The following is a 24,393-nucleotide window of genomic DNA, read 5'->3' on the forward strand; positions in this document are numbered from 1 at the left end:
GTTCCTTCCTCTCTCGGTGCGGTCGGTGCGGTCGGTGCGGTCGGTGCGGTCAGACGGTCGGGACGAGCAGGGACACGTACCAGTCGGCGATGGGCGCCGCGGCGAAGACCGCCAGGAACGCGCCCGCGAGCATGTACGGCCCGAACGGGATGCGGCTGCCGCGCCCGGCGGCCTTGAGCAGCATGAGCACGGCGGCCACGACGCCGCCGATGAGGAAGCCCGCGAAGGCGCCCACGGCGACCGAGCTCCAACCGAGCCAGCCCAGGTAGAGGCCGAGCAGCGGGGCGAGCTTCACGTCGCCGCCGCCCATGCCCCGGGGTACGAGCGCGAGCAGGCGGTAGAAGGCGTACAGGCAGGCAGCGGCCAGGAGTGCGCGGAGCGCGGCGTCCCAGCTGTGGCCCGCGATCGCGGCCGGCAGGAACAGCAGGAGCGCGACGCCGTACGACGGCAGGACGATCTGGTCGGGCAGACGCAGCACGTCCAGGTCGATCGCGGTGAGCGCGATGGCGACGGCGGCCAGGTACAGGTACGCGGGCAGCTCCCACGACCACCCGAACCGCGCCGCGACCGCCACGAAGAGCGCGGCGGTGCCGGCCTCCACGAGGGGGTACCGGGCGCTGATCGGAGCCTTGCAGTCGGCGCACCGGCCCCGCAGCAGCAGCCAGCCGAGAACCGGGATGTTGTGCCGGTTGCGGACCTCGTTGCCGCAGGCCGGGCAGTGCGAGCCGGGCCGGACGAGCGACTCGCCCCGCGGCACCCGGTGGATCACGACGTTGAGGAACGAACCGACGGCGAGACCGAGCAGGGCGACGACGCCGAGCAGCATGAGCTGGGGCATCGTCGGTCCTCCTCGGTCTCGCCCGTCGTGGCCGCCGGTGGCGCCGCAGGGACGGCGCCACCGCTCAACTCGGATGTGATCAGTCGCAGCTGTCGACGCTCAGTTCGCCGTCGGCAGCCTGGACGGAACCGCCCGCGGCACTGTCGTACAGGTACCACTTGCCGCTGCCGCCGCCGTTGGTCGCGCAGATCTTGTACTGGCTCGGTTCGGCGGCGTCCTTGACGTAGCCCAGCATGGTCTTGTCCGACAGCGTGATCTTCAGGCCGGACGTGCCGAGCTCGATCGTCTTGACCGAGCCGTCGGCGTTGTCGCCCTTGGTGGTGTCCGGGTAGTTGTTACCGTTGTCGGTGTAGTACTGCTCGACCGCGCTGATCGCGCCGCGGACGTCGGACTGGGCCGACTTGTCCGCCGCGCCCTGCCGGTAGTTGAGGTAGACCGGCACGGCGATGGCGACCAGCACGCCGATGATGACCACGACGACCAGGAGCTCGATGAGGGTGAAGCCCTCGTCGTCCTTCTTGGCGCGCAGCCGGCTGATGATGTCCTGCATTGGGGGTGCCTCCAGGGTGGCGTCAGGGTGGGGCGGGGATTGGTTGTCCGGGCTCGGGCGCCCGACGTCGACCTTCAGACCGGTCGCCTTGCTCCAGGGCGTCAGTTGCTCTGGATGTTCTGGTAGATGGTGAACATCGGTAGGTACAGACAGATCACCATTCCGCCGACCACGGCACCCATGACGAGGACCATGATCGGTTCGATCGAGGCGGTCAGGGACTCGGCGGCGCTGTCGACTTCCCTGTCGTAGAAATCGGCAACTTTGTCGAGCATCTGACTGATCTGACCGCTTTCTTCGCCGACTTCGATCATCTGGGTGACCATCTCGGGGAAGATCTTGTGCTGGCGCATGGCCGAGGACATGGGCTGGCCGTCGCGTACGGCGGACTGCACGTCGCGCATGGCGATGTTGATGACCTCGTTGCCGGTGGTCTCGCCGACGACCGCGAGCGCCTGCATGACGGGCACGCCCACGTTCAGCAGCAGGCCCAGGTTGCGGGAGAAGCGGCTCATCGCGAGCTTGCGGAACAGCGACCCGAACACCGGCATGCCGAGCTTGATCTTGTCGACCGTGAGCCGGAAGGACTCGCTGGCCCGCAGCTGGCGCTTGTACGCCACCGTCCCGCCGATCGCCGCGGCGAGCGTCACCGGGCCGATCCAGTACATGTTGTGGCTGGTGTCGACGAGGAACTGGGTGATGCCCGGCAGCTCGCCGCCGAGGTTCTTGAACATGTTCTCGAAGATCGGGACGATGAACTTCAGGACCGCCGCGATCAGCACGAACGTGAAGGCGAGCACGATCGCCGGGTAGGTCAGCGCGCCCTTGATCTTGCCGCGGAGCGCGGTGTCCTTCTCCATGCTGTCGGCGATCTGCTCGAGCGCACGGTCGATCATGCCGCCCGCCTCGCCGGCGCGGACCATGGCGATCATGAGGCGCGGGAAGACCCGGTCGTGCTTGGCCATCGCCGAGGACAGCGACACACCGCCGGCCACGTCCGTACGGACCTCGCCGACCGCCTTCTTGAGCGACAGCGCGGCCGTCTGCTCCTCGAGGATGGCCAGCGAGCGCAGCAGCGACATGCCGGAGGCCGTCATGGTGGCGAACTGGCGGGAGAAGACCGCCAGATCCTTGAGCTTGGTGCGGTTGCCCAGCCCTGGGATCTTGATGTCCATGTTCAGGCCCTGGCCGGCCGCGGTCAGCTCGAGCGGCACCTCGCCGCGCTGGCGCAGCATGTGGGTGGCCGCGGCCTCGTTCGGCGCCTCGACGGTGCCCTTGGTCTTGCGGCCCGTGGCGTCGATGCTGTTGTAGTGGAACGTCTTGGTCGCCGGCATGTCACACCCGTCCGATCAGGCGCTTGAGTTCGTCAGCGGAGTGGCAGATCTCCATCGCGGACTGCATCGTCACGACGCCCTCGCGGACCCGCTCGGCCAGGTGCTGGTCGAAGGCGAGCATGCCCTCGCTGCCGCCGGCCTGCATGAACGACGGGATCTGGTGGGACTTGCCCTCGCGGATGAGGCTGCGGATGGCCGGCGTGGCGGTGAGGATCTCGCAGACCACGGCCCGGCCCTTGTTGTCGGCGCGCGGCGCGAGCGCCTGCGTGACGACGCCCTGCAGGCTGGCCGCGAGCTGGGCGCGGATCTGCAGCTGCTGGTGCGGCGGGAAGATGTCGATGACGCGGTCGATGGTCTGCGTGGCGCTCTGCGTGTGCAGGGTGGCCAGCACCAGGTGACCGGTCTCCGCGGCGGTCAGCGCCGTCGCTGTCGTCTCCAGGTCGCGCAGCTCGCCGACGAGGATGATGTCGGGGTCCTGCCGCAGCGCGTGCTTGAGCGCCTGGGCGAAGTTCTCGGTGTCCGAGCCGACCTCGCGCTGGTTGACGACGCTGCGCTTGTGCGGGTGCAGGAACTCGATCGGATCCTCGATCGTGATGATGTGCGCGGCGCGGCTGCGGTTGGCCAGGTCCAGCACCGAGGCGAGCGTCGTGGTCTTGCCGGAACCCGTCGGGCCGGTGACCAGCACCAGGCCGCGCGGCAGGTGGGCGAAGCGGGACACCGACTCGGGCATGCCCAGCTCGTCCAGCGGCTTGATCTTGTGCGGGATGGCCCGGAAGACCGCGCCGCACGAGTTGCGCTGGATGTAGAGGTTGCCGCGGAACCGCGAGACGCCCACGATGCTGTGCGCGAAGTCCATCTCCTGGACCCGCTGGAACGTCTCCCACTGCGTGGGGGAGACGGCGGCGCGGGCCAGCAGGGCGGTGTCGGCGGAGTTCAGCTTGCCGTACCCGGGCAGCGGGCGCAGGCTGCCGTCGACCCGGATCATCGGCGGCGCGCCGACCGTCAGGTGCAGGTCGGAACCGCGGGCCTCGACGAGCGAGATGAGCATCTGGTCGAGCACGGCCAGGTCGTCCGCGACCGGGTCGGCCGGGGGCGCCGCCTGGTGCGGCACTTCGTGATCGAGCGTGTACATCCGCTGCACCCGACAATCTGCTGGTGAACCTCTGACGCCTCACCATTCGGCACGGCCGCGGGCGGGTTTAGGACCTGTGCTCCGGGGCCCCGGGCGCTCAGATGGCGACCCGGGAGACCTCGGTCAGCGACGTCAGCCCGCCGGCCGCCTTGGCCAGGCCGTCCGAGCGGAGGTCGTACATGCCCTGGTGGAGGGCGACCTCGCGGATCTCGTTGGAGGAGGCGCGGCGGATCGTCAGGGACTCGATCTCGTCCGAGATCGGCATGACCTCGTGCAGGGCGATGCGGCCGCGGTAGCCGGTGTTGGCGCAGTCGCGGCAGCCCACCGGGCGGTACAGCGCCTCGGGGATCTTGAGGTCGTGGATCGGCCAGCGTGCGGCCTCCAGCTCCTCGTCGGTCGGGACGTACGCCTCCTTGCACCAGTCGCACAGCCGCCGCGCGAGCCGCTGGGCGAGCACGCAGTCCAGCGACGAGCCGACGAGGAAGGGCTCGATGCCCATCTCGGTGAGGCGGGTGACCGCGCCGGGTGCGTCGTTGGTGTGCAGCGTGGAGAGCACCAGGTGGCCGGTGAGCGACGCCTCGACGGCGATCTGGGCGGTGTGGCCGTCCCGGATCTCACCGATGAGCACGACGTCGGGGTCGGAGCGCAGGATCGCCGGGAGCACCGCGGCGAAGGTCAGGCCGGCCTTCGTGTTGACCTGGACCTGGTTGATGCCGTGCAGGCGGAACTCGACCGGGTCCTCGACGGTGATGACGTTGATCTCCGGCTTGCTGATCCGGCCCAGGGTCGCGTACAGGGTGGTGGACTTGCCGGAACCGGTGGGGCCGGTGACCAGGACCATCCCGTGCGGCTTGCTGAACGACTCCGCGAAGCGGGTCAGGTTGTGCTCGGTGAAGCCGAGCTTGCTCATGTCGAGGTCGATGCCGCCGGTGTCGAGGACCCGCAGGACGATCTTCTCGCCCCAGACCGTCGGCAGCGTCGCGGCTCGCAGGTCGACCTTGCGGTCGCGGATCATCACGGTGATGCGGCCGTTCTGCGGCACCCGCTTCTCGGTGATGTCGATGCCCGACATGATCTTCAGGCGCGAGGTCAGCGCGGACATCACGCCGCGCGGCACGGTGTCCAGCTCGTGCAGGACGCCGTCGATGCGGTAGCGCACCCGCATCTCGTCCTCGGTGGGCTCCAGGTGCAGGTCGGAGGCGCGGTTCTGGACGGCCTGCTCGATCAGGTTGTTGACGTAGCGCACGATCGGCGCGTCGTCGGCGCTGGTGACCTGCGCGGCCATGCCGGCCTGGTCGTCGAGCGAGGTGTCGGCGAGGTCGCCCAGGTCGCTGGCCTCGCGCTGCAGCCGCTCGATGATGCGGCGGACCTCGCTGCGGGCCACGACGACCGGGCGTACGGTCATGCCGGTCGCGGCCCGCACGTCGTCGAGCGCCACCACGTCGCCGGGGTCGGTGACGCCGACGGTCAGCTCGCCCTCGTTGATCGCCAGGCCGAGGACCCGGTGGCGCAGCACGACCGAGAGCGGGATGCGCCGCAGCGCGGTGGGGTCGAGGGGGTAGCCGACCAGGTCGACGGTGTTCATGCCGAAGGCGTACGCGGCCGCCTCGGTCAGCTGCTCCTCGGTGACGATCCGCTCGCTGATCAGGACCGCGCGAACCGACCGGCCGCTGCGCTGGGCCTCGTCGGCCGCGGCGTCCACCACGTCTTCCTCGATGCCCATCTGCTTGAGGGCGTCGAGCAACGGGCGGAAGGTCTGGTCCATGACATCCTCACGACAGGCACTACGGGGGTACGCCTGTCCCATCGGACACTTCCGCTGCGAACTGAGCCCACGAGTCACGGGTGCCGGAACGCGCGCCGGTACGCGCTCGGCGCCACCCCCACGGACTGCTGGAAGTGCTGGCGCAGGGCGGTGCCGCTGCCCAGCCCGGCCCGGCGGGCGACCACGTCCACGCTGAGGTCGGTGGATTCGAGCAGCAGCCGGGCGTGCGCCACCCGCTGCTGCAGCAGCCACCGGCGCGGGCTCATGCCGGTCTCGTCGCGGAACCGGCGGGTGAACGTCCGTACGCTCATCCGCGCGTGCGCGGCCATCTCCTCGAGGCTCACCTGCTCGCCGAGCCGGCTCAGGGCCCAGGCGCGGGTGGTCTCGGTGCCGCTGCCGTGCGCCGCCGGCACGGGACGCTCGATGTACTGGGCCTGGCCGCCGTCGCGCCACGCGGGCACCACGCAGCGCCGGGCCGCCTGGTTGGCCACCGAGCTGCCGTGGTCGCCGCGGACGACGTGCAGGCACAGGTCCACGCCCGCCGCCACGCCGGCCGAGGTCAGCACGTCGCCGTCGTCGACGAACAGCACGTCGAAGTCCCACGCGACGCGCGGGTAGAGCCGGCCCAGGCGCTTGGCCCAGGCCCAGTGGCTGGCGGCCTTACGCCCGTCGAGCAGCCCTGCGGCCGCGAGCACGGAGGCCCCCGTACAGATGGAGATGATCCGTGCCCCGCGGGCGTGCGCGGCCCGCAAGGCCTCGGCCACCTCGCCGGGGACCGTGCCGTCGGTCATGGTGGGGCCGCCGCTGACGCCGGGGACCAGCACCGTGCCGGCCGTGGCGACCGGGCCGAGGTCGTGGTCCGGCACGACCTGGAAGCCGCCGCGCTCGGGGCGTACGGGCAGGCCGCCCACGCCGCACGTGACGACCGAGTAGAGCGGGCGGTTCTGCGTGTCGCGGGCGGCACCGAAGACCTGGGGCGGTACGCCGAGGTCGAACCCCACCACGCCGTCGAGCGCGATCATGGCCACGGAATGCGTCATGGCCCGATTCTTGCGCATGATGGCTCTCTGGCCACTCGTCCGTCCGTACCCGGGTTCCCCAGAATGATCGGGTGACTTCCCGCCGCCTGCACCCCGCCTGGCTCGTCGCCGCCGTCGCGTTCATCGCGCTGGTCGGCGCGGCCGGCTTCCGTGCCACGCCGTCCGTGCTGCTCCAGCCGCTGCACGAGGAGTTCGGCTGGTCGCTCGGCACGATCTCCGCGGCCGTCTCGATCAACCTCCTGCTGTACGGCCTGACCGCGCCCTTCGCCGCCGCGCTGATGGAGAAGTTCGGCATGCGCCGGGTGGTGGCCGGGGCGCTCCTGCTCGTCTCCGCCGGCAGCGGCCTCACCGTGTTCATGCACGCCAGCTGGCAGTTGCTGCTCTGCTGGGGCGTGCTGGTCGGGCTGGGCACCGGCTCGATGGCCCTGGGTTTCGTGGCGATCGTGGCGAGCCGCTGGTTCGTGCACCGGCGCGGCCTGATCACCGGCGTGCTGACCGCGGGCGGCGCGACCGGTCAGCTGATCTTCCTCCCGGTCCTGGCCGGACTCACCGGCGAGCACGGGTGGCGGGTCGCCGCGCTCACCGTGGCCGCGGCCGCGTTGCTGGTGGTGCCGCTGGTGTGGTGGCGGCTGCGGGACCGGCCCGCCGACCTGGGGGTCACCGCGTACGGTGCCGGCCCGGACGACGTGGCCCCGCCGCTCGCCGTGCCGCCGGGCAACGCGGCTCGCAACGCCGTGCGCGCCCTCGCCCGCGCGGCCCGCACCGGGCCGTTCTGGCTGCTCGCGGGCGGTTTCGCGATCTGCGGCGCCACCACCAACGGGCTGGTCGGCACCCACTTCATCCCCGCCGCGCACGACCACGGCATGGCCGGGACGACCGCGGCCGGCCTGCTCGCGCTGGTGGGCATCTTCGACATCGCCGGGACGATCGCCTCCGGCTGGCTCACCGACCGGGTGGACAGCCGCCTGCTGCTCGGCGGGTACTACGCGCTGCGCGGGCTGTCGCTGCTGGTCCTGCCGTCGCTGTTCGCCGCCACGGCGCACCCGAGCATGGTCGTCTTCATCCTCTTCTACGGCCTCGACTGGGTCGCCACCGTCCCGCCGACGGTCGCGCTGTGCCGCGAGTACTTCGGGGCGAGCGGCGCCGTCGTGTTCGGCTGGGTGTTCGCCTCGCACCAGTTCGGCGCGGCGATCGCGGCGACCGCGGCCGGCCTGGTCCGCGACCGGCTCGGGACCTACGACTGGGCCTGGTACGGCGCCGGCACCCTCGCCCTGGCGGCGTCCCTGCTGTCGCTGATGCTGCTCGCGGGCCGGCGCGCCCGCGATGGCGGCCCCGCAGGGCCGGGCATCGGCCTCGCGTTCCCATCACGTGCCGAGGAGGCGGCAGTCGGTATGACCGAAGCGCATCGATAGGCATCACTTTCTGGATACGGTGTGGGCAGTCCGTCCCCCACCCCAGGGAGGTCCCCGATGCTGTTCAAGAGACTGTCCGCCGTCCTGCTCGCCGTGCTGGCGACGGCCGGCCTGCAGGTCGCCGCCGCCGGCCCCGCGGCTGCCGCACCGCGGGTGCTGTACTACGACGCGAGCCAGGCCCAGGAGTTCGTCGCGGCGGTCGACCAGGGCGCCCAGATCTGGAACAGCCGGGTCACGAACGTGCGCCTCGAGCGGGTGCCGGCGGGCCGCACCCCCAACATCCGGGTGTACGCCGACAACGGCTGGCCGCGCACGTACACGACCTCGCTGGGTAACGGCCGCTGGTACATGGGCCGGGAAGCGGTGAACGACGGCTACTACGTCCCGCGGATCGCCGCCCACGAGTTCGGCCACATCCTCGGGCTGCCGGACCGGCGTACGGGCCTCTGCGCGGACCTCATGTCGGGCAGCAGCGCGCCGGTGTCGTGCACCAACGCGTACCCGAACGCCACCGAGGCGGCCACCGTGAACAGCAACTTCCGCACCTCGGCGGTCGTGCCCGCCCGGGAGTTCGCCTGGGTCGGCTGACGCCGCGAACCGCTGAGGGCCGTCCGCGCGCCGGGCGGCCCTCACTGCTGCAGATCGACCACCTCGAGCACGCCGCTGAGCACCAGGATCTGGTGCACCCCGCGGGTGGGCCGGGCCAGGGAGAACGTGATGCCCTCGTCACGCGCGCGCTGGAAGCCGAAGATGATCGCGCCCAGCCCGGTGGAGTCGATGAAGGACAGCTGCGACATGTCCACCACCAGCGCCCGCGGGCGCGTCTCGATGGCCTCGACGAGCGCCACCCGTACCTGGTCCACGTTCAGCACGTCCACCTCGCCCTGCAGGGCGACGGTCGCCACGTCGGCGTCGCGGTCGAGACTCGTGACGGGTTCGTCGGTCACCAGCGGCTCCAAAGCAATCTTCCGTAGTGGCGATAATTCCACGTACGGTAATCGGCAGAATGACAGTAGAGTGCCGAGTCACCAGTGGGGAGGGGCGGCGTGCCGATCCGGGGTGGTCTGCCGCCGCGTAATCCACGCTTCGCCGGGCGCGAGGATCTGCTCGCCCGGATGCGCGGACTGCTCGGCAACGGACCGGTGGTGCTGTTGCCTGCCGCCGATCACCAGTTGGGTGGCACGGGACGTACCCAATTGGCGGTGGAATACGCCTACCGGTACGCGGACACGTACGACCTGGTCTGGTGGATCCCCGCCGAGCAGACCGCCGGCATGCGCGCCGCGCTGGTCGGGCTCGCGCAGGAGCTGAAGCTGCCCGAGGCCCGCGACATCAACCGGACGCTGGGCGCGGTGCGCGACGCGCTGAGCCGCGGGGAGCCGTACCGGAACTGGCTCGTGGTCTTCGAGAACGCCAACCGGCCCGAGGACATCAAGCCGTACCTGCCCAGCGGCGCCGGGCACGTACTGGTCACCTCGCGCAACCCGCGCTGGACGACCGAGGTGGCACAGGCGGTGCCGGTCGCCGTCTTCGACCGTACGGACAGTGTGGACTTCCTGCGGCGCCGCAACCCGGAACTCTCAACCGAGGACGCCGAGCGCCTGGCCGCGCATCTCGGGGACGTGCCGATGGCGCTCGACCAGGCGTCCGCCCTGCGGTTCGCGACCGGGTGGAGCGTCGACGAATACCTGAGCCGCTACGACGCGCGCGCCGCCGAGCTGGCGTTCCCGACCCCCATCCGGGTCGCGTGGGGACTCGCCGCCGACGGGCTCGCCGAGGCCTCCCCGGCCGCCTTCGAGCTGCTCGAGCTCAGCGCGTTCCTGGCCAGCGCGCCGATCTCCTGGGAGCTGTTCTGGGCGGCCCGCGGCCTGGTCGGTGGCGAGCTGGCCCGGACCCTGCGCGTCGAGCGCCGGCTCAAGGCCGCGGTCCGCCTGATCGGCCGGTACGGGCTGGCCGACCTCGACCCACCCGGCGAGAGCCTGATCGTGCACCCGCTGGTCCGCGGCATGCTCGGCCAGCAGCTCACCTCGGAGCGGCACGCCGCCCTGCTGCGCTCGGTGCGGGCCATGCTCGCCGCGGCCGACCCCGGCGACCCCGACAACCCGGCGCACTGGCCGCGGTACGCCGAGATCATCCCGCACCTCATCCACTCCGATGTGCTGGGCGGCGACACCGAGGAGGTCCGCCAGCTGGCGATCGGCTGCGCGCGTTACCTGTACGCCCGCGGCGACTACGACTCCAGCCGGGACCTGGCCGCGCAGGCGGTGGCCCGGTGGCGCGACAGCCTGGGGGAGACCGACGAGCAGACGCTGCTGGCCTCCTTCCACCTGGCGAACGCGTTGCGCGTGGTGGGGCGTACGGCCGACGCCCGCGTCCTCAACGCACAGACCCTGCGTTCGCAACGCGAGGTCCTCGGCGGCGACGACGAGACGACCCTGGCGACGGCCAACAGCGTCGGCGCCGACCTGCGCATGCAGGGCCACTTCGAGCAGGCCCGGCAGCTGGACGCCGACAACCTGGTCCGTTACCGCCGGCTGTTCGGCGAGGGCTTCCCCACCGCGCTGCGCTGCGCCAACAACCTGGCCGTCGACCTGCGGCTGCTCGGCGACTTCCGGGGCGCCCGGGCGCTGGACGAGCAGGTGCTGCGGCACCGGCAGGTGATCTTCGTCGAGGGGCACCCGGAGACGTTGTCGTCGCGGGCCGGCCTGGCGTTCGACCTGTTCGGGCTCGGCGACTACGCGGGGGCGGCCGCCCTGCTCGCCGCCGCCGGGCACTTCGAGGCGCTCGGCGACGACCACCCGATGGTGCTGTGGGCCGGGCGGTTCGCCGCGATGGCGGCCCGCCGCGGCGGCCGGGCCGAGGCGCGTGAGCTGGCGGCGGCCAACGTCGAGCTCTTCCGGCACAAGTTCGGCGACCTCAACGTGGAGACGCTCGGGGCCGTCGTCTCGCTGGCCAACTGCGCCCGCGACGCCGGTGACCTCGACGAGGCGCACCGCCTCCTCGAACGCGCTGTCGCCCGCTACCACGCCGTGCTCGGCGACGAGCACCCGTTCACCCTCGCCGCCGGCGCCGACCTGGCCGGGGTGGTCCGGGCGACCGGCCGGTACGCCGAGGCCCGCACGATCGACGAGGAGGCGCTCGGCGGCCTGCGGCGCAGCGTCGGCGCCGACCACCCGTTCACGCTCGCGTGCGCCAACGGGCTCGCGGCCGACCTGCTCGCCGTCGGGGAGGCGCAGCGGGCGCGGGAGATCGCCGTCGACACGCTCACCCGGTCGCGTGCGGTGCGCGGCGCCGAGCACCCGGACACGCTGGCGTGCGCGTTCAACGTGGCCCTGGACGCGGGTGACGAGCAGTCCGCCGAGGCCGCGGTCCAGCGGCTGCAGAAGGCGTACGGCGAGGGCCACCCGGTGCCGGCCCGCGCGCAGGCGGGCGTACGCCTGGAGACGGAGATCGAGCCGCCGCCGCTGTGACCCGGGGTCAGGGCGTGTAGACGATCGCCATCCGGGTGACGGTGCCGTCCTCGGTGGCGATCGCGACCATGGCGCCCTTGTTGAGCTTGAACCACCCGGCGAACTCCTTCGCCGTCATCGGGCAGGTGCCGCCCTTCTCCGGCGCGTCGATGCACACGTCGCCGTCGGCGCCTTCCCAGGTGAAGTACTTCGCCGTGGTGGCGATCGGCACGGTGATCTTGGTGTGGCTCTCCTCGGTGACGTACTCGTGGTGGACACATCGGTTGTCCGAGCGCTTGAGCTTGAACGTCCGGCAGTACGCGTCGCCGGTCATGAAGATGATCGGCTCCACGACGGCGGACGCGTTCTCCGCGTCGTACGCGTGCAGGTTCACGACCGAGGTCGTGCTGCCCTGGGTGAGGTCGGCGAATCGGGGCTGGGGCGCCGCCGCTGAGGGCGACGGCGAGGCCGACGCCGACGGCACGGGCGGTGCCGACGCCTCCGGCGTGGCGGTGCCACAGCCGCCTGCCATGAGGATCAGCACGACGGCGAGGAGTGCGCGCTTCACAGTTCCATGACCTCCGCACGGGCGAACGCGGCTCGGGCGTCGCCGCTGATGATGTCGTCGACGACCCCGAAGGTCACCGTGCCGGCCGGCCGGTACGGCTCCCCGAGCCGCGTGGTCAGCAACGCCGCCCCATCCACCGTCACGGTCGCCTCGTCGCGTCGCACGACGATCTCCACCCGGCGCGCGCGGCCCGGCGTGCCCCCGGTGACCGCGGCCTTCACCTCGTTCACGACGCCGTCCGCGGTGTCCACGCCGAGCCGGACCTCCGTCTCGCAGAGCGACACCAGGTACGCCTCGGCGCCGGCCGACCGGAACCAGATGCCCGCGCAGGCTCCCGGGGTGAGGACCGTCGCGTCGACGCTGATGGCCTGGTCCTTGGCGATCGACTCCGCCGGGCCCCGGCAGCGGTAGACGGGAGCCATCCCGGTCCGCGCCTCGAGCCGGCCGTTCTCGAAGACGCAGCGGCCCTCCGCGTCGCCGCGCGCCGCCCGCCACTGTCCCGGCCGGTCCAGCCGGTCGATGATCGCCGCGCCGCCGGCCGCCCGGCGCAGCGAGGGGGCCGGCGAGGGCGCGGTCGTGCCCGCGCTGAGCGACTTCGAGTCGTCCGAGCGCGCAAGCGTGTGAGCAGCGAGGAGGCCGGCCGCGCCCAGCACCAGCACACCGGCGCCGGCCAGGACCGTGCGCCGCATCCGGCCGGACCGGGGGCCACGCGGGGCGAGCCGCCGGGTCCGCTGCGCGGCCGCGGCCGCGCGGAGCAGTTCCGGGCGGACCGGCTCCGACTTCGCGTCGGTATCCTGATCCAGCAGCAGGTCGAGCAGTTCGTGCGCGGTGGGCCGCTCCGCCGGATCCTTCGCCAGCGTGCGGGCGACCACCTGGCGCAGCGGATCGGGCAGCCCGGACAGGTCGGGCGGCTGGGTCAGGATGCGGGCCGCGGTCGCCGCGGGGGAGTCCGCCTGGAAGGGGGTACGCCGCGTTGCCGCGTACGTGACGACGGCGCCCCAGGCGAACACGTCGGCCGCCGGGCCCACCACGCCGTGCCGATCGGTCTCGAAGCGTTCCGGCGCCATGTACGCGACCGTGCCGACCATCTGGTCGGTACGGGTGTGCTGGCTCGTCACCTCGAACGCGCGCGCGATGCCGAAGTCGATGACCTTCGGCGTGCCCAGCGCGAACAGCACGTTGCCGGGCTTGAGGTCCCGGTGGATCACCCCGGCGCCGTGGATCGCGGCCAGCGCCGTCGCCACCCCCACGGCGACGCTGTGCAGGTTGCCGCCGGTCAGCGGGCCGTTGCGGGCGATCACCTCGGAGAGGCTGGGCCCGTCCACGTACTCGACGACCAGGTAGGGCGTCGGATGGTCGGGGTCGGCGTCGAGCACCTCGGCGGTGCAGAACGGCGGCACCTGCCGGGCCCGGTTGACCTCGCTGCGGAACCGGCCGCGGAACTCCGGGTCGTACGCGTATTCGGGCCGGATCATCTTGACGGCGACCAGCCGGCCGTCGGCGGCCCGCCCGAGGTAGACAGCTCCCATGCCGCCCTGGCCCAGCCGCCCGAGCAGCCGATAGCCGCCCAGTTCGGCCGGATCTCCCGGTAGGAGCGGATCAGTCACCCGCAGGACGATACCTGGATTGCGCTGAGTGACTTGGATCTATGCGGACAGCGCCGACTGCCGGGTGAGCAGCTCGGTGAGCTGGCCGGCCGGCATGGGCCGGGCGAAGTGGTAGCCCTGCGCCTGCGCGCACTCCAGCTCCCGCAACCGGGAGGCCTGGCCGGCGTCCTCGACGCCCTCGGCGACCGGCGCGAGGTTGAACGTACGGGCGATCTGCAGCACCGCCTCGGCCACCGACGCGCCGGTGGTCTCCTGCATCGCCTGCACGAACGACTTATCGATCTTCACGACGTCGACGGGCAGCGTGCCGAGGTGGCTCAGCGACGAGAAGCCGGTGCCGAAGTCGTCGAGCGCGATGCGGACGCCCAGCGTCTTCAGCGCGCCCAGCACCCGGGCGGACTCGACCAGGTCGACCAGCGCGACGGACTCGGTCAGCTCCAGCACCAGCAGCGACGGCGGCAGGCCGGTCCGCTCCAGGACGCCGCGCACCTCCTCCACCAGGTCCGGGTTGCTGAGCTGGCTCGCCGAGAGGTTGACGTTGAGCTCGAAACCGGGCCGCTGCTCCTGCCAGGCGGCGGCCTGCCGGCACGCCTCCTCGAGGACCCAGCCGCCGAGGCGCGGCAGCAGGCCCAGCGACTCGGCCATGTCGAGGAACGCGATCGGGGGCACCAGGCCGCGCTCGGGGTGGTTCCAGCGGACCAGCGCCTCCACGCCGACGGTGTGCTCGCCGGCCAGGTCGACGATCGGCTGGTAGTGCACCTCGAACTCGCCGTCGTCGAGGGCGCGGCGCAGGTCCGCCTCCTCGCGCCGGCGGGCCTCCACCGCGGCGAACTGCGCCGGGTCGAAGCGCCGGGCGACGCCCTTGCCCTCGCCCTTGGCCTGGTAGAGGGCCAGGTCGGCCTCGCGCAGCACGTCGTCGACGAGCACGTCGCTGCCGCGGGTGATGGCGATGCCGGCGCTGGCCCGCATGCTCAGCACCGCCTCGCCGACGGCCAGCGGCTGGGCGAGGTCGCGCAGGATGCGGTTGGCCACCGTGTCCGCGATCTGGTCGTCGACCAGGCGCGGCAGCAGCACCACGAACTCGTCGCCGCCGAGGCGGGCCACGGTGTCGTTGGTGCGGACGTTCGCGGTGAGCCGGTCTGCGGCGCTGCGCAGGAGCTCGTCGCCGACGGTGTGCCCGTACGTGTCGTTGACCTCCTTGAACCCGTCCAGGTCGACCAGGATCACGGCGGTCATCGTGTCGTCGGCGTCGGCCAGCGCGTCGATGGCGTGGTCCATGAAGAGCTTGCGGTTGCCGAGCTCGGTCAGCGGGTCGCGGAACGCCTGCCGTACCAGCTGGGCGCGCTGCCGGGTGAGGTCCCGGACGAGGCCCTCGTTCGCCCGCGCGCCGAGGAACTGCCGGACGAGGATGACGGCGGCCACGGCCAGCGTGAGCCAGGTCAGCCCGGGGCTCAGCTGCCCGTCGCGGCCGAACCGGAAGGCGGCGAGCACGACGGCGGCGGCGACCGGCACGTAGTGCACGAGCGGCCGGCGCCGGGCGAGCAGCAGGACAGCCGCGGCGGCCGTACCGACGACGGCGATCGCGGCGATCAGCCGGGTGGTCCCGGCCTCGCCGCGCGCGACGTCCTCGAGCAGCGCCGGCCACGCCAGCAGAAGAAGCGACGAGAGGATCATGGCGTGGTCGACCCAGCGACGCACCCGATCCATGGCACCCGTCCGGCTCATGCTCACCTCCAACGGGGGCCATGATCGGCTCGTCGGCCGCGGACTTTAGGAAAGCCAGTTCACTATGGCGAGCGGATCGGGCCGGTCGGGTCCCAGCGCCGCGTACGTCGCCGCGGCCACCTCCGGCGCGGCGCGCGCGCCGCTGACCAGGAGCATCCCGGCCCAGTCGACCTGGTCACCCGCTGGTGTCGCGTACGCCCGCAGCGCGGCGCCCTCATCCCCGCGGACGTACGCGACATCGCCGTCGGAGCCCTCGAGGGGCAGTCCGCGCAGCAGCCGATGCGCCAGATCGAGCCGCGCGCTCGCCTCCAGGGCCCGCCGGGGCGCCCGGTGCAGCCGCGCGGTCACCGGCGGCGGCCGCTCGCCGCGCCGCCAGGCCCGGGCCAGTGCCGCCGCGCCGTCCGGCTCGACGTGCAGGTTCCGCAGCCGCCAGCGCAGGTGGTGATCGTGGTTGGCGCCCTCCGCGAGCCGCAGGATGCCCGGATCGACCGGCTCCGCCGGCCAGGGGCGGACCTCGGCGAGCAGGGCGTCCACGAACCGCCGGCCCGCCGGGGTGAGCTCCGTCAGGCTCTCCGCCGCGGAGACGACGGCCGCCCGCCAGCGGGCGAACTCGAACCGGGCCAGCGGATCCGCGGGCCACGTCCGCCAGAAGCGGGTCACCGTCAGGTACGCGTACGCGCCGTGCAGGATGCCGGAGGCGGGCCGCGGATCGTCGCGCCACGGCGAGTAGCCGGGGGTGTTCGGGGCCTTCAGCAGGTCGAAGAGGTACAGGACCGCGTTGAGGATGCTGTGCTGCGCCTCGTGCAGCAGCCCGACGGCGAGCGCGGCGGGGTCGGCCGGCTCCGAGATCGCGACGGCCCCGTAGGCGTGCGCCGAGGTCGCGCTGATGCCGCGCGCCGCCGGATCGGTCTCGACGGGCACCACGCAGTCCAGCGCGCGGGTCAGGACCTCGGCGTCGGGGCGTACGCGCTCGGCCAGCATCCGCCACGCCTCGGTGAACGCCGCCTGCCAGCGGGCCGCCGCGGCCTCGGACAGCGGCGGGGTTGGGGTCAGCCCGAGGCGGGCGCGCAGCGGGTCCCGGTCCTCCAGGCGTACGGAGATCGACAGGCCGTCGTGGGTGGCCGTGAGCAGCCGCTCCGCCTGCCGTGGCCGGGGGATCCGGGCGCGCGCCGCGAGCTCGGCCAGATGGCCGACGCCGGCCTCCGCCGGGGATGCACCCTCCCGCAGGGCCCTGAGGCAGTCCGCGGCCCACGCACCGAAGAGCGGCCGGTCCAGCAACGCGCGCGTACGGGCAGGGTGGGCGCGTTCGGCGGCGGCGAGCGCGGTGAGGCTGCCGGTTCCTGCGACGGCGGCGATCTGGCGCAGCAGGAGCAGGTGGCGGCTCAGCCGTACCCGGCGCAGCTCGGCCAGCACCTCGGGGCCGGGACGGCCCGAGCCGAGCGCGACCAGCGCCGCGTCGCTGAGCCGGTGCGGGCGCGCCGCGCGGACGCCGGCGACTGTCATCGGGCTCGACGCGTCACAGGGCCGAGTTGAACCCGGCGATCGGCTCGGCCGGGTGGGCCAGGTCGTCCGCGAGCCGGCGCAGGCAGTGCGCCAGCGGGCTGTCGTCCGCCCGGTCGGCCTCGGCGTCGGCCGCCAGCTCGGCCAGCGAGAGGCCGGAGACGTCGATCATGGCGGACCGCCAGTCCGGCGTCGCACCGGTGGTGCTCGTGCCCCCGTCCACCTACGCCTACCTTCGTCGGAGGATGTCGGTTGTCGTCCTGCAACGATCAACCCGTTGCCGTGAAGATTACGGCGGTCGTCGGGTCGGGTGATGTCCGGGCGTGTCGCCGGGCGGGGTCGCCCGGCACGGCGGGTCGTGATCTCATAGGCCGACACCGCGAAAGTCGGCAACGGAGGACAAACTGTGCTAAGGCGCCAGGCCGGGGAGACCGGGGAGCAGGTGCACGACCACGCCGAGGACGAAGGGACCGACGATTCCGCCGAGACCGCGCCCGAGTCGCCGGTGATGCCGTCGCCGCCGTTCCCGACCTTCCGCAGCCGGCCCACGCTGCCGGCCCAGACACCGGGCGTGGGCTTCGAGAGCGGACGGGACAGCCGTGCCCGCTGACGACTCCCGGCCGCCGCTGCCACGCCGCGGACCGGCCCCCGCGGTCGAGCGGATGGACAACGCCGAGCTGGCCCGCATGGTGGAGGCGGAGCACCCGTACCGGGGGAAGGCTCTCTTCGAGCTGTCCGACCGGATCGCGCACGACGACGACGCGGCGACCAAGGTGGCCATGCTCAGCCGGCTGACCTCGCTGCGCCAGGCGCGCCTGTTCGACCGGGTCTCGCTGGCCTGGTCGGCGATCATCGCGCTGCTCGCCGCGGAGACCCCGCACTCGCGGGCGGCGGCGTACGAGGCGTTCGGCGCGCTCGACGTGGCGGAGCAGCGGGACATGCTGGACTACCTCGAGGTGACCGCCATCGAGGACGCTCACCCGAGAATCGGCTGACGCCGCCGCCGGCGGCGCGGACCCGTCCGGTCCGCGCCGCGGCGGCGGGTCAGGCTTCGACCTTCACGTCCTTCCAGAACGCGACCCGGTCGCGCACGGCCTTCGCGTCCGGCTTGGGGTCCGGGTAGTACCAGACGGCGTCCTGGCTGACGTGGCCCCCGGACTCGAGCGTGTAGTAGGACGCCCGGCCCTTCCAGGGGCAGACGGTGTGCGTGTCGGACGGGCGCAGCACGTCCTCCCGCAGCGCGGAGCGCGGGAAGTAGACGTTGCCCTCGACAACCACGGTGTCGTCGCTCTCGGCGATGATCTCGTCGTTCCAGATGGCCTTCGGCATACCCCGAACGTAGCGCGCTCCCGGGCCCGCGTCCGATATGCGCGCTTTATTCGCCTCCCGGGGGTGAAACGCCGTCGGACAACCAGACCGTTGCTAGGGCCCCGTACGAGGATCTAAGGTCGATCCGCCCACGAGACCCCCGAACGGGAGCAGCCGCCATGAGCACGAGCATCCTGAGCACGTTCCCGGTCCTCCGGGAACAGGCCCGGCACGCGTTGCTGCTGCTCGGGGCGCCGGCCCCGGCCAACCTCGTGGTGGACGTGCACACCGCGCTGTTCGACGGCGACCTGTCCATGTCCGGCCTCGCGACGGTCCTGCGCGACGAGGAGCGGCAGTACGACCCGGACGCGCTGCGGCCGTACCGGATCTGCCCGGCCCTCCACCACGACCTGACGGTGGCCCGCGGCCTCGTCGCGCTCTCCTGCTGGCCGGGCGAGCGCCGAATGATGTCGCCCGTCGCGGCCCGGGCCAACGCGCTCGCCGCGGTGGTGCGCATCGCCGAGTTCGTCGTCATCCGCAACACCGCGAGCCCGGCCGTGCTCGACCTGCTGCGCCGCCTCGCCGAGACGGTCCCCGGCGGTCCCGAGGCGTTCCTCGTGCACGACCCGCGGGCCCTGGCGGACGCCGCCCGCGCGGCGCGGGCCGAGCTGAGCGTCGAAGCCGTCCCCGAGACGGTCCTGCGCCGGTGGGAGGGGCTCGACGAGCGGCAGCGGCTGTTCGGCATCACGAGCCTGCCCCACCAGCGAGCCCGCGCGTGACGTCGGCGCTCGACCGGCTCCGCGGCGGGGCCCCCGCCAAGCGGCACAACGCGCGCACGATCGCCGCGCTCACCGCCAACCCCGGCTGCACCCGCCGCGCGGTCCTCGACGCGGCCGGGATCGACAAGCCGAAGCTTGCCCAGCACATCGGCTTCCCCGGGAACTTCGGGCAGTCCCGCTTCGCGCTCGCGCGCGGCAACGGGTTCGAAGCCATGCTCAAGGCCGACGACTGCGCGCTGCTGCTGTCGGTGCTGCGCGACGTGCTCGGCCTCGAGACGCCCGAAGTGTCGTACGACGACCTCGGCGAGGATGCCGACGACACGCTCGCCGCGCGGCACGGGCGTACCCGTGATCTGCTCGCGGCCGCCGCCGGCGCCGCCCTGATCGACCACCCGCTGCTCACCCTCGACGTGGCCGGCCGGAAGGTCTTCCTGGAGCCCGACCTGATCGCGTTCCAGGTGCGGGGACGGCTGCACGTCGTGGAGATCAAGTCGTTCGCGATCGTCGACGGGCAGGCCGACAGCGCCAAGGTGTCGGCCGCCGCGGTCCAGGCCGCGGTGTACGTGCTCGCGCTGCGCCGCCTGCTCGCCGAGCTGGGCCACGACCCAGCCCTGGTCAGCCATGACGCGGTGCTGGTCTGCCCGCGCGACTTCTCGCTGCAGCCCACGGCGGTCCTCGTCGACGTGCGCAAGCAACTGTCCACCCTGACCCGGCAGCTCAAGCGGCTCGCCTCGGTCTCCGACGTGGCCGAGGCCCTGCCGCCGGGCGTCAGCTTCGACCTGTCGTTGCCGCCGGCCGACCTGATCGCCTCGCTCCGGCACGTCGAGGCCCGGTACGCGCCCGAATGCCTCTCCGCCTGCGAGCTCGCGGTGCACTGCCGCCACGAGGCCGCCGGCACCACGGCCGCGCTGGGCCGGCCCGTCCGGGACGCGCTCGGCGGCGTCGACACGGTCGAGGAGGCGCTGGCGCTGGCCGCGGGCACGCGGACGCCCACCGGGGAGCAGGCCGAGGCCGCCGCGCTGCTGCAAGCCGCCGCCCGGCTGCGCGCCGAGGTGCTCGGTTCTTGAGCACGCTCACCGCACTCGCCCGGGCGCAGGCCCGCGCCGAGGGGCGCGCGCAGCCGATCGCGACCGTACGCCACCTGCACCTGCACCCGCGGCCGTTCGTGTTCATCCCGTACGCGATGGCCGGCGAGGCGAACGCACCCCTCGCGGCGCTCGCCGGCACCGGACCGGACGACCCGCGGCTGCTCGTCGTGGCGCAACCCCGCAACCGTGACGACCGCTTCGCCTTCGCCGCGGAGCTCGCGGAGCTGCTGTTGCCGTACGTCGACTCGTTCACCGGCGTGGCCGAGCCGGTCGCGGTGGACCGGGGCCGGGACGTGCGCTACCGGTACGTGGACGCCCCGCAGCTGTGGGTGCCCAACACCGGAGGCGTCGACTTCGTCCGGCTCTTCGGGCGCTCCACCCGCTTCCGCACCACCGAGGGCGAGTACGCGGTGCCGGCGGGCGTACCGCTGCTCGGGCGCTGGCTGACGTTCTTCGCCGGGTCCGCGGAGGTGCCGGGCTCGTCGCTGCTGCTCAACGCCGTACAGGCGCTGTCGTCGCACTGGGCGACCGGGCAGAGCAGCGCCGAGGACGCCCAGCTCGCCGCCCTGATGGCCTGGCTGCGTCCGGAGCCGGGCCGGTCCGTCCTCGAGGCCGCGGCGGCGGCCGAGGATCCCTCGGTGACCCCGCCGGCCGGGCCGGCCACCGACCCCTCCTTCGACAACCACGTGCTCGCGCCGCTGCTGTCGGTCGCCGAGCCGGACGTCGCGCAGCTCTCCGAGGTGCTGCGCGCGCAGCTGATGCCGACCTGGCGGCTCATGTGGCAGGCGCTCGACCTGCTCGCCACGCTCCCGCCGGGCACCCGGGTGGCGAGCCGGTGGGACGGCGACCGCGACGCGTTCTCGGCGTTCGCGCAGCATGTGGCCGAGGGCGGCGCCCCGCAGCCCCGCCGTGACGGCGCGGTCGCCGCGGCCGCCCGCCTCAGCCGCCTGGAGGCCGCGGCGACCCGGTACGCGGTCCAGCGCGCCTTCGACGACCCCCTGGTCATGGCCGAACACCGGCTGGCGGGCTCGGCCTTCGCCGCCGAGGTCACCCTCGCCAAGGCGGACCGCGTCGACGACAGCGGCAAACGCCCGGTGCTGCGCCCGCGCATCATGGTGGTCACCTCCGAGCCGGTACGCGTCGAGCCCGGCGCGAACCTCACCTCACCGGCCCGGCCCGGCCAGAAGGCGACGGTCATCTCGGTGACGCCGCTCGGGGACGGCGCGAAGACCGAGGTGCTGCTCGAACTGTCCGGGGGGATGGGGCGCAAGCTGGTCGCCGAGCCGGGCAGCGTGCCCGAGGTGGGGGAGCGGATCCTGCTGACCACGCTCAGCGAGGCGTACCGGCCCGGTGGTGCCCTTCCCGAACCGGACCAGACCCCGTGGACCCACGGCGGACCACCGGCTCCCGTGCTCTTGAGAGGAGTAGCTTCGCCGGCATGTCCGTGATCAGCAGTGGGACCATCGAGCTGGGCGGACGCACCGTCCACCGGCTCGGCTTCGGCGCGATGCGCATCACCGGTGAGGGCATCTGGGGGCCGCCCCACGACCACGACGAGGCGATCCGCGTCCTGCGCCTGATCACAGCAGTCTGATCAGCAGGAACGCTATGTCGTCGGCGCGGCGGGGGGCTGTCCCCACCAGACAGGTGCACAGCTCCTCGCCGGGCCGCTCCGCCTCGCTGCGCAGCGTCTCCGCGACCCGGGCGATGCCGTCGTCCAGCAGACGCCCCGGCTCCTCGACCAGCCCGTCGGTGTAGAGCAGCAGGGTCGACCCCGCCGGCACCGTGCGCCGGTGGGTCGCCCGCTGCGCGCGCTGCGCCAGGCCCAGCAGCGGCTGCGGCGTCTCCCACCAGGCCTCGACCGTGCCGTCGGCGTGCACCAGCAGCGGCGGCGGGTGACCCGCGTTGGCGAACGTCACGTCGTAGCCGGCGTCGCCGCGGCGGATCCGGGCCAGCACGGCCGTCGCCGCCGCCTTGACGTTCAGCCCGCGGATCGCCCGGTCCAGCTGGGTGAGCAGAGCCCCCGGCTCGTCGTCGCGCCCGTACGCGTCCCCGCGGACGAGATTGCGCAGCTGACCCATCGCGGCGGCCGCCTCGACGTCGTGCCCCGACACGTCACCCACGGCGAGCATCACGGAGCCGTCGGGCTGGGCGAACGCGTCGTACCAGTCCCCGCCCACCGCGGCCCCGTCCTGCGCCGGCAGGTAGCGGGCGTGCAGCTCCATGCCGGGGATGTCCGGCAGCTCGGTGAGCATGCTGTGCTGCAGCACCTCGGCGACGTGGCGCTGGCGGCCGTACAGTCTGCTGTTGTCGATCGCCAGGCCGGCCCGCCGCGCGATGTCGAGGGCGGTGCGCTCGTCCGCCTCGGTGAACGGCGGGCGGCCGGGGCCGTTCACCAGCGTCACGGAGCCGAGCATCCGCTGGGTGACCGGGGCGGAGACGGGGGCGATGACGAACGACGCGTACCCCAGCTTCTCGGCGATCTGCGCCAGCTCAGGGTTCGTCGTCCGCGCCAGGATCTCGTCCGAGGTCTCCCCGGCGCGACGGATCGGCTGCCCGGACCGCTGCACCCCGAGGACCGCGGACCGCGTGCCCAGCCCGGTTTTCATCAACTCGGCGAACCGCTCCACGTCCGTCGCGGCCCCGGCGTCCCGGTGCGCGGCGGCGACATGGCGTACCGCCCCGTTCTCGTCGACGAGCGTGACCAGACACCAGTCGGCCAGCCGCGGGGTCACGCCCTCGGCCAGCCGCCGCATGCCCTCCGCCATGTCGAGGGTGGTCGCGAACGTCTCGGTCAGCTCGGCCAGCATCGCCAGCTGGTCGTGGGCGCTCTCGGCGAGCCGCCGCGCCTCCTCGGCCCGGTCCCGGGCGATCCGCAGCCGCAGCTCCGACGCGCACGCCTCGGCGAGATCCTCGAGGATCGCCAGCTCCTCCTTGGTCCACGCGCGTGGTTCGGTGTCGATCGCGCAGAGCGAACCCAGCGTCAGACCGTCGGAATCCTTGAGCGGCATGCCCGCGTACGCCACCACCCCGAGATCCGGGATCGCCAGGTTGTCGCGGACCTGCGCGTAGACCCGGGCGTCCGGGAAGACCTTCGGCGCACCCTCGGCGACGACATGCTGACAGAACGAGTGCGACAGCGGCGTCTCCCGCTTGTCACCCCACGGCTCGGCCAGGCCGACCTGCCCGGGGAAGAACTGCCGCTCGTCGTCGACCAGAGACACCAGAGCCACGGGTACGCCCAGCAGGCGCTTCACCATGGCGGCGAAACGGTCGAAAGCGGCGTCCGACTCGGCGCTGACGCAGACCCGCTGCAGCGACCGGAGCCGCGCAGGATCACTCAACGTGCGCGAAGCGGACGCGGCGGCGTCACCGTGCTCGGCCATGCCCCTCCACCCGTCGCCCCCCGGCGGCTCGATCAGCCAGGCTACCCGCCGGAACGCGACACGCAACCCGGGTTCAGGGTGTGCACCCTGAGCGGCGACGGGTGTCTTCGCTTGGTCGGGCCGGGTGTCTGCGCGCCCGCCTGGGCCGGGTGTCTGCGCGCCCGCCTGGGCCGGGTGTCTGCGCGCCTGCCCGGGCCGGTTGGGTGCTCGGCGGGGCCCGTTTGCTGCCGTCGTTACGGGGCCGGGGTGTCGGCGGTCGTGACGCGGGCGTCCCGGGCGACCCGCGCCCAGCGTTCCCGCCACCGTTTGCGCAGCACGTCGAAGGCCGCGTCGTCGAGGCCGTACGTCGACACGGTCACCTCGACCATGCCGGTGTCCAAACTGTCCAGCGGTTCCTGCCCGGCGACCACCACCAGATGCCCGTCGGCGTCGATCAGCCACGCCACCCGCTTGCCCGCCCGGGTCGCCTCGCCGCCGGCCGTCTCCAGTGCCCGGCGTCCCGTCGTCGTGCCGGTGAGATACACCGTGCGGCGCGCACCGCTCGGCTGCTCGCCGAGGAAGTGGCGGAGCTGGATGAGGAACGACCGCCAGCCCTCCTCGATCGCGTCGTAGCGGTCGGCGTCACCGGTCCGCGGGCCGTCGCGCGCGACCCGGACCGTGGCCCGCTCGTCGTCGCCGGTGACCACCAGATACGACCCGTCGGCCCAGCCCATCTGCTCGGGCGCCTGCAACGTCGCCTCGGTCACGAAGATGTGCCGGATCTCCGCGTCGAGCTCGTCGTAGTCCCAGCCGAACCACTGCCGCAGCACCTCGGGCTGCGTCACGGCGGCCCAGACCCGGTCCCGCCCGGCGGCGACGGTCACTTCGACGGCATACGGCTTCGATATGCGTTGATCGCTCACGCCCCCATCC

The 24,393-nt window shown here is 73.0% G+C and carries 24 protein-coding genes; 9 read left to right on the forward strand and 15 right to left on the reverse strand.

The features are described from left to right. Positions 1 to 49 precede the first annotated feature (49 nt). From AB0K03_RS25495 to AB0K03_RS25520, 6 genes are all read right to left on the reverse strand, one after another. The gene (locus tag AB0K03_RS25495; protein ID WP_364689114.1) at positions 50 to 838 is read right to left on the reverse strand and encodes a prepilin peptidase; all 789 of its coding nucleotides are present in this window, start codon (positions 836 to 838) and stop codon (positions 50 to 52) included. Positions 839 to 917: 79 nt separating this feature from the next. Continuing rightward, positions 918 to 1,388 carry a prepilin-type N-terminal cleavage/methylation domain-containing protein gene (locus tag AB0K03_RS25500; RefSeq protein WP_364689117.1) on the reverse strand — a complete coding sequence of 157 codons (471 nt, stop codon included), beginning with the start codon at positions 1,386 to 1,388 and terminating at the stop codon, positions 918 to 920. A gap of 101 nt (positions 1,389 to 1,489) precedes the next feature. Continuing rightward, a complete protein-coding gene (locus AB0K03_RS25505; RefSeq protein WP_364689120.1) occupies positions 1,490 to 2,722 on the reverse strand; it encodes a type II secretion system F family protein in 1,233 nt (410 codons plus the stop codon). Between the two features lies 1 nt (position 2,723). Then, complete coding sequence (locus tag AB0K03_RS25510; protein ID WP_364689123.1) at positions 2,724 to 3,854, reverse strand: type IV pilus twitching motility protein PilT; 1,131 nt, start codon at positions 3,852 to 3,854, stop codon at positions 2,724 to 2,726. Between the two features lie 97 nt (positions 3,855 to 3,951). Next, positions 3,952 to 5,619, reverse strand: a complete 1,668-nt coding sequence (locus AB0K03_RS25515) for an ATPase, T2SS/T4P/T4SS family (protein WP_364689126.1) — start codon at positions 5,617 to 5,619, stop codon at positions 3,952 to 3,954. Between the two features lie 74 nt (positions 5,620 to 5,693). Further along, complete coding sequence (locus tag AB0K03_RS25520; protein ID WP_364689128.1) at positions 5,694 to 6,659, reverse strand: helix-turn-helix domain-containing protein; 966 nt, start codon at positions 6,657 to 6,659, stop codon at positions 5,694 to 5,696. Between the two features lie 71 nt (positions 6,660 to 6,730). Between AB0K03_RS25520 and AB0K03_RS25525 the strand changes: the two genes are divergently transcribed. Together AB0K03_RS25525 and AB0K03_RS25530 are read left to right on the forward strand one after the other, a co-directional pair. Further along, the gene (locus tag AB0K03_RS25525) at positions 6,731 to 8,071 is read left to right on the forward strand and encodes an MFS transporter (protein WP_364689131.1); all 1,341 of its coding nucleotides are present in this window, start codon (positions 6,731 to 6,733) and stop codon (positions 8,069 to 8,071) included. A gap of 57 nt (positions 8,072 to 8,128) precedes the next feature. Next, positions 8,129 to 8,659 carry a snapalysin family zinc-dependent metalloprotease gene (locus AB0K03_RS25530; protein ID WP_364689134.1) on the forward strand — a complete coding sequence of 177 codons (531 nt, stop codon included), beginning with the start codon at positions 8,129 to 8,131 and terminating at the stop codon, positions 8,657 to 8,659. Between the two features lie 41 nt (positions 8,660 to 8,700). Here the strand turns inward: AB0K03_RS25530 and AB0K03_RS25535 are convergent, their stop codons facing one another. Beyond that, positions 8,701 to 9,018: an STAS domain-containing protein gene (locus tag AB0K03_RS25535; RefSeq protein WP_364689137.1), complete on the reverse strand. Its 318-nt coding sequence runs from the start codon at positions 9,016 to 9,018 to the stop codon at positions 8,701 to 8,703. A gap of 99 nt (positions 9,019 to 9,117) precedes the next feature. Between AB0K03_RS25535 and fxsT the strand changes: the two genes are divergently transcribed. Continuing rightward, a complete protein-coding gene (gene fxsT, locus AB0K03_RS25540; RefSeq protein ID WP_364689140.1) occupies positions 9,118 to 11,541 on the forward strand; it encodes an FxSxx-COOH system tetratricopeptide repeat protein in 2,424 nt (807 codons plus the stop codon). 7 nt (positions 11,542 to 11,548) lie between these two features. Here the strand turns inward: fxsT and AB0K03_RS25545 are convergent, their stop codons facing one another. From AB0K03_RS25545 to fxsA, 5 genes are read right to left on the reverse strand one after another with little or no spacing between them, the layout of a single operon-like run. Beyond that, a complete protein-coding gene (locus tag AB0K03_RS25545; protein ID WP_364689143.1) occupies positions 11,549 to 12,088 on the reverse strand; it encodes a hypothetical protein in 540 nt (179 codons plus the stop codon). Then, positions 12,085 to 13,695, reverse strand: coding sequence for a serine/threonine-protein kinase (locus tag AB0K03_RS25550; protein ID WP_364689145.1), 1,611 nt, complete (start codon positions 13,693 to 13,695; stop codon positions 12,085 to 12,087). The genes AB0K03_RS25545 and AB0K03_RS25550 overlap by 4 nt, the downstream gene beginning before the upstream one ends. 39 nt (positions 13,696 to 13,734) lie before the next feature. Then, on the reverse strand, positions 13,735 to 15,420 hold the full coding sequence (locus AB0K03_RS25555) for a bifunctional diguanylate cyclase/phosphodiesterase (RefSeq protein WP_364689148.1): 1,686 nt from the start codon (positions 15,418 to 15,420) through the stop codon (positions 13,735 to 13,737). A 45-nt stretch (positions 15,421 to 15,465) separates the two neighbouring features. Then, the gene (locus tag AB0K03_RS25560) at positions 15,466 to 16,923 is read right to left on the reverse strand and encodes an aKG-HExxH-type peptide beta-hydroxylase (RefSeq protein ID WP_364689151.1); all 1,458 of its coding nucleotides are present in this window, start codon (positions 16,921 to 16,923) and stop codon (positions 15,466 to 15,468) included. Positions 16,924 to 16,936: 13 nt separating this feature from the next. After that, positions 16,937 to 17,143, reverse strand: coding sequence for an FxSxx-COOH cyclophane-containing RiPP peptide (fxsA, locus tag AB0K03_RS25565; protein WP_364689153.1), 207 nt, complete (start codon positions 17,141 to 17,143; stop codon positions 16,937 to 16,939). A gap of 183 nt (positions 17,144 to 17,326) precedes the next feature. Between fxsA and AB0K03_RS25570 the strand changes: the two genes are divergently transcribed. After that, the gene (locus AB0K03_RS25570) at positions 17,327 to 17,530 is read left to right on the forward strand and encodes a hypothetical protein (RefSeq protein ID WP_364689156.1); all 204 of its coding nucleotides are present in this window, start codon (positions 17,327 to 17,329) and stop codon (positions 17,528 to 17,530) included. Further along, complete coding sequence (locus tag AB0K03_RS25575) at positions 17,520 to 17,915, forward strand: hypothetical protein (protein WP_364689159.1); 396 nt, start codon at positions 17,520 to 17,522, stop codon at positions 17,913 to 17,915. The genes AB0K03_RS25570 and AB0K03_RS25575 overlap by 11 nt, the downstream gene beginning before the upstream one ends. A 49-nt stretch (positions 17,916 to 17,964) precedes the next feature. Here AB0K03_RS25575 and AB0K03_RS25580 read toward each other — a convergent pair whose 3' ends face one another. Then, entirely contained in the window at positions 17,965 to 18,249 is a 285-nt protein-coding gene (locus AB0K03_RS25580) for a DUF427 domain-containing protein (RefSeq protein ID WP_199515271.1), read from the reverse strand. Positions 18,250 to 18,407: 158 nt separating this feature from the next. Between AB0K03_RS25580 and AB0K03_RS25585 the strand changes: the two genes are divergently transcribed. Genes AB0K03_RS25585 through AB0K03_RS25600 form a run of 4 tightly spaced genes read left to right on the forward strand, consistent with a single transcriptional unit; the run spans position 18,408 to position 21,689 of the window. Further along, positions 18,408 to 19,007 (forward strand): hypothetical protein, encoded by a 600-nt coding sequence (locus AB0K03_RS25585; RefSeq protein ID WP_364689162.1) that lies wholly within the window; start codon positions 18,408 to 18,410, stop codon positions 19,005 to 19,007. Next, positions 19,004 to 20,074: a hypothetical protein gene (locus AB0K03_RS25590; protein ID WP_364689165.1), complete on the forward strand. Its 1,071-nt coding sequence runs from the start codon at positions 19,004 to 19,006 to the stop codon at positions 20,072 to 20,074. The genes AB0K03_RS25585 and AB0K03_RS25590 overlap by 4 nt, the downstream gene beginning before the upstream one ends. Continuing rightward, on the forward strand, positions 20,071 to 21,543 hold the full coding sequence (locus AB0K03_RS25595; RefSeq protein ID WP_364689167.1) for a hypothetical protein: 1,473 nt from the start codon (positions 20,071 to 20,073) through the stop codon (positions 21,541 to 21,543). Before AB0K03_RS25590 ends, AB0K03_RS25595 begins: the two co-directional genes overlap by 4 nt. Next, entirely contained in the window at positions 21,534 to 21,689 is a 156-nt protein-coding gene (locus AB0K03_RS25600; RefSeq protein ID WP_364689170.1) for a hypothetical protein, read from the forward strand. The genes AB0K03_RS25595 and AB0K03_RS25600 overlap by 10 nt, the downstream gene beginning before the upstream one ends. Here the strand turns inward: AB0K03_RS25600 and AB0K03_RS25605 are convergent. Together AB0K03_RS25605 and AB0K03_RS25610 are read right to left on the reverse strand one after the other, a co-directional pair. Beyond that, a complete protein-coding gene (locus tag AB0K03_RS25605; protein WP_364689173.1) occupies positions 21,676 to 23,481 on the reverse strand; it encodes a SpoIIE family protein phosphatase in 1,806 nt (601 codons plus the stop codon). The two genes, AB0K03_RS25600 and AB0K03_RS25605, sit on opposite strands and share 14 nt — an antisense overlap. A gap of 233 nt (positions 23,482 to 23,714) precedes the next feature. Beyond that, positions 23,715 to 24,383 carry an activator of HSP90 ATPase gene (locus AB0K03_RS25610; RefSeq protein WP_364689174.1) on the reverse strand — a complete coding sequence of 223 codons (669 nt, stop codon included), beginning with the start codon at positions 24,381 to 24,383 and terminating at the stop codon, positions 23,715 to 23,717. Positions 24,384 to 24,393: the final 10 nt, after the last annotated feature.

Origin of the sequence: Actinoplanes sp. NPDC049316 (genome assembly GCF_040677315.1) — a bacterium.
GTDB lineage: Bacteria > Actinomycetota > Actinomycetes > Mycobacteriales > Micromonosporaceae > Actinoplanes.

Excerpts from the sequence above, each read along its gene's own strand:
- AB0K03_RS25605 (WP_364689173.1), bottom strand. The coding sequence starts at position 23,481 with ATGGCCGAGCACGGTGACGCCGCCGCGTCCGCTTCGCGCACGTTGAGT.
- AB0K03_RS25580 (WP_199515271.1), bottom strand. The coding sequence starts at position 18,249 with ATGCCGAAGGCCATCTGGAACGACGAGATCATCGCCGAGAGCGACGAC.
- AB0K03_RS25505 (WP_364689120.1), bottom strand. The coding sequence starts at position 2,722 with ATGCCGGCGACCAAGACGTTCCACTACAACAGCATCGACGCCACGGGC.
- AB0K03_RS25520 (WP_364689128.1), bottom strand. The coding sequence starts at position 6,659 with ATGACGCATTCCGTGGCCATGATCGCGCTCGACGGCGTGGTGGGGTTC.
- AB0K03_RS25510 (WP_364689123.1), bottom strand. The coding sequence starts at position 3,854 with ATGTACACGCTCGATCACGAAGTGCCGCACCAGGCGGCGCCCCCGGCC.
- AB0K03_RS25500 (WP_364689117.1), bottom strand. The coding sequence starts at position 1,388 with ATGCAGGACATCATCAGCCGGCTGCGCGCCAAGAAGGACGACGAGGGC.
- AB0K03_RS25560 (WP_364689151.1), bottom strand. The coding sequence starts at position 16,923 with ATGACAGTCGCCGGCGTCCGCGCGGCGCGCCCGCACCGGCTCAGCGAC.
- AB0K03_RS25530 (WP_364689134.1), top strand. The coding sequence starts at position 8,129 with ATGCTGTTCAAGAGACTGTCCGCCGTCCTGCTCGCCGTGCTGGCGACG.
- AB0K03_RS25555 (WP_364689148.1), bottom strand. The coding sequence starts at position 15,420 with ATGAGCCGGACGGGTGCCATGGATCGGGTGCGTCGCTGGGTCGACCAC.
- AB0K03_RS25585 (WP_364689162.1), top strand. The coding sequence starts at position 18,408 with ATGAGCACGAGCATCCTGAGCACGTTCCCGGTCCTCCGGGAACAGGCC.
- AB0K03_RS25515 (WP_364689126.1), bottom strand. The coding sequence starts at position 5,619 with ATGGACCAGACCTTCCGCCCGTTGCTCGACGCCCTCAAGCAGATGGGC.
- AB0K03_RS25495 (WP_364689114.1), bottom strand. The coding sequence starts at position 838 with ATGCCCCAGCTCATGCTGCTCGGCGTCGTCGCCCTGCTCGGTCTCGCC.
- AB0K03_RS25600 (WP_364689170.1), top strand. The coding sequence starts at position 21,534 with ATGTCCGTGATCAGCAGTGGGACCATCGAGCTGGGCGGACGCACCGTC.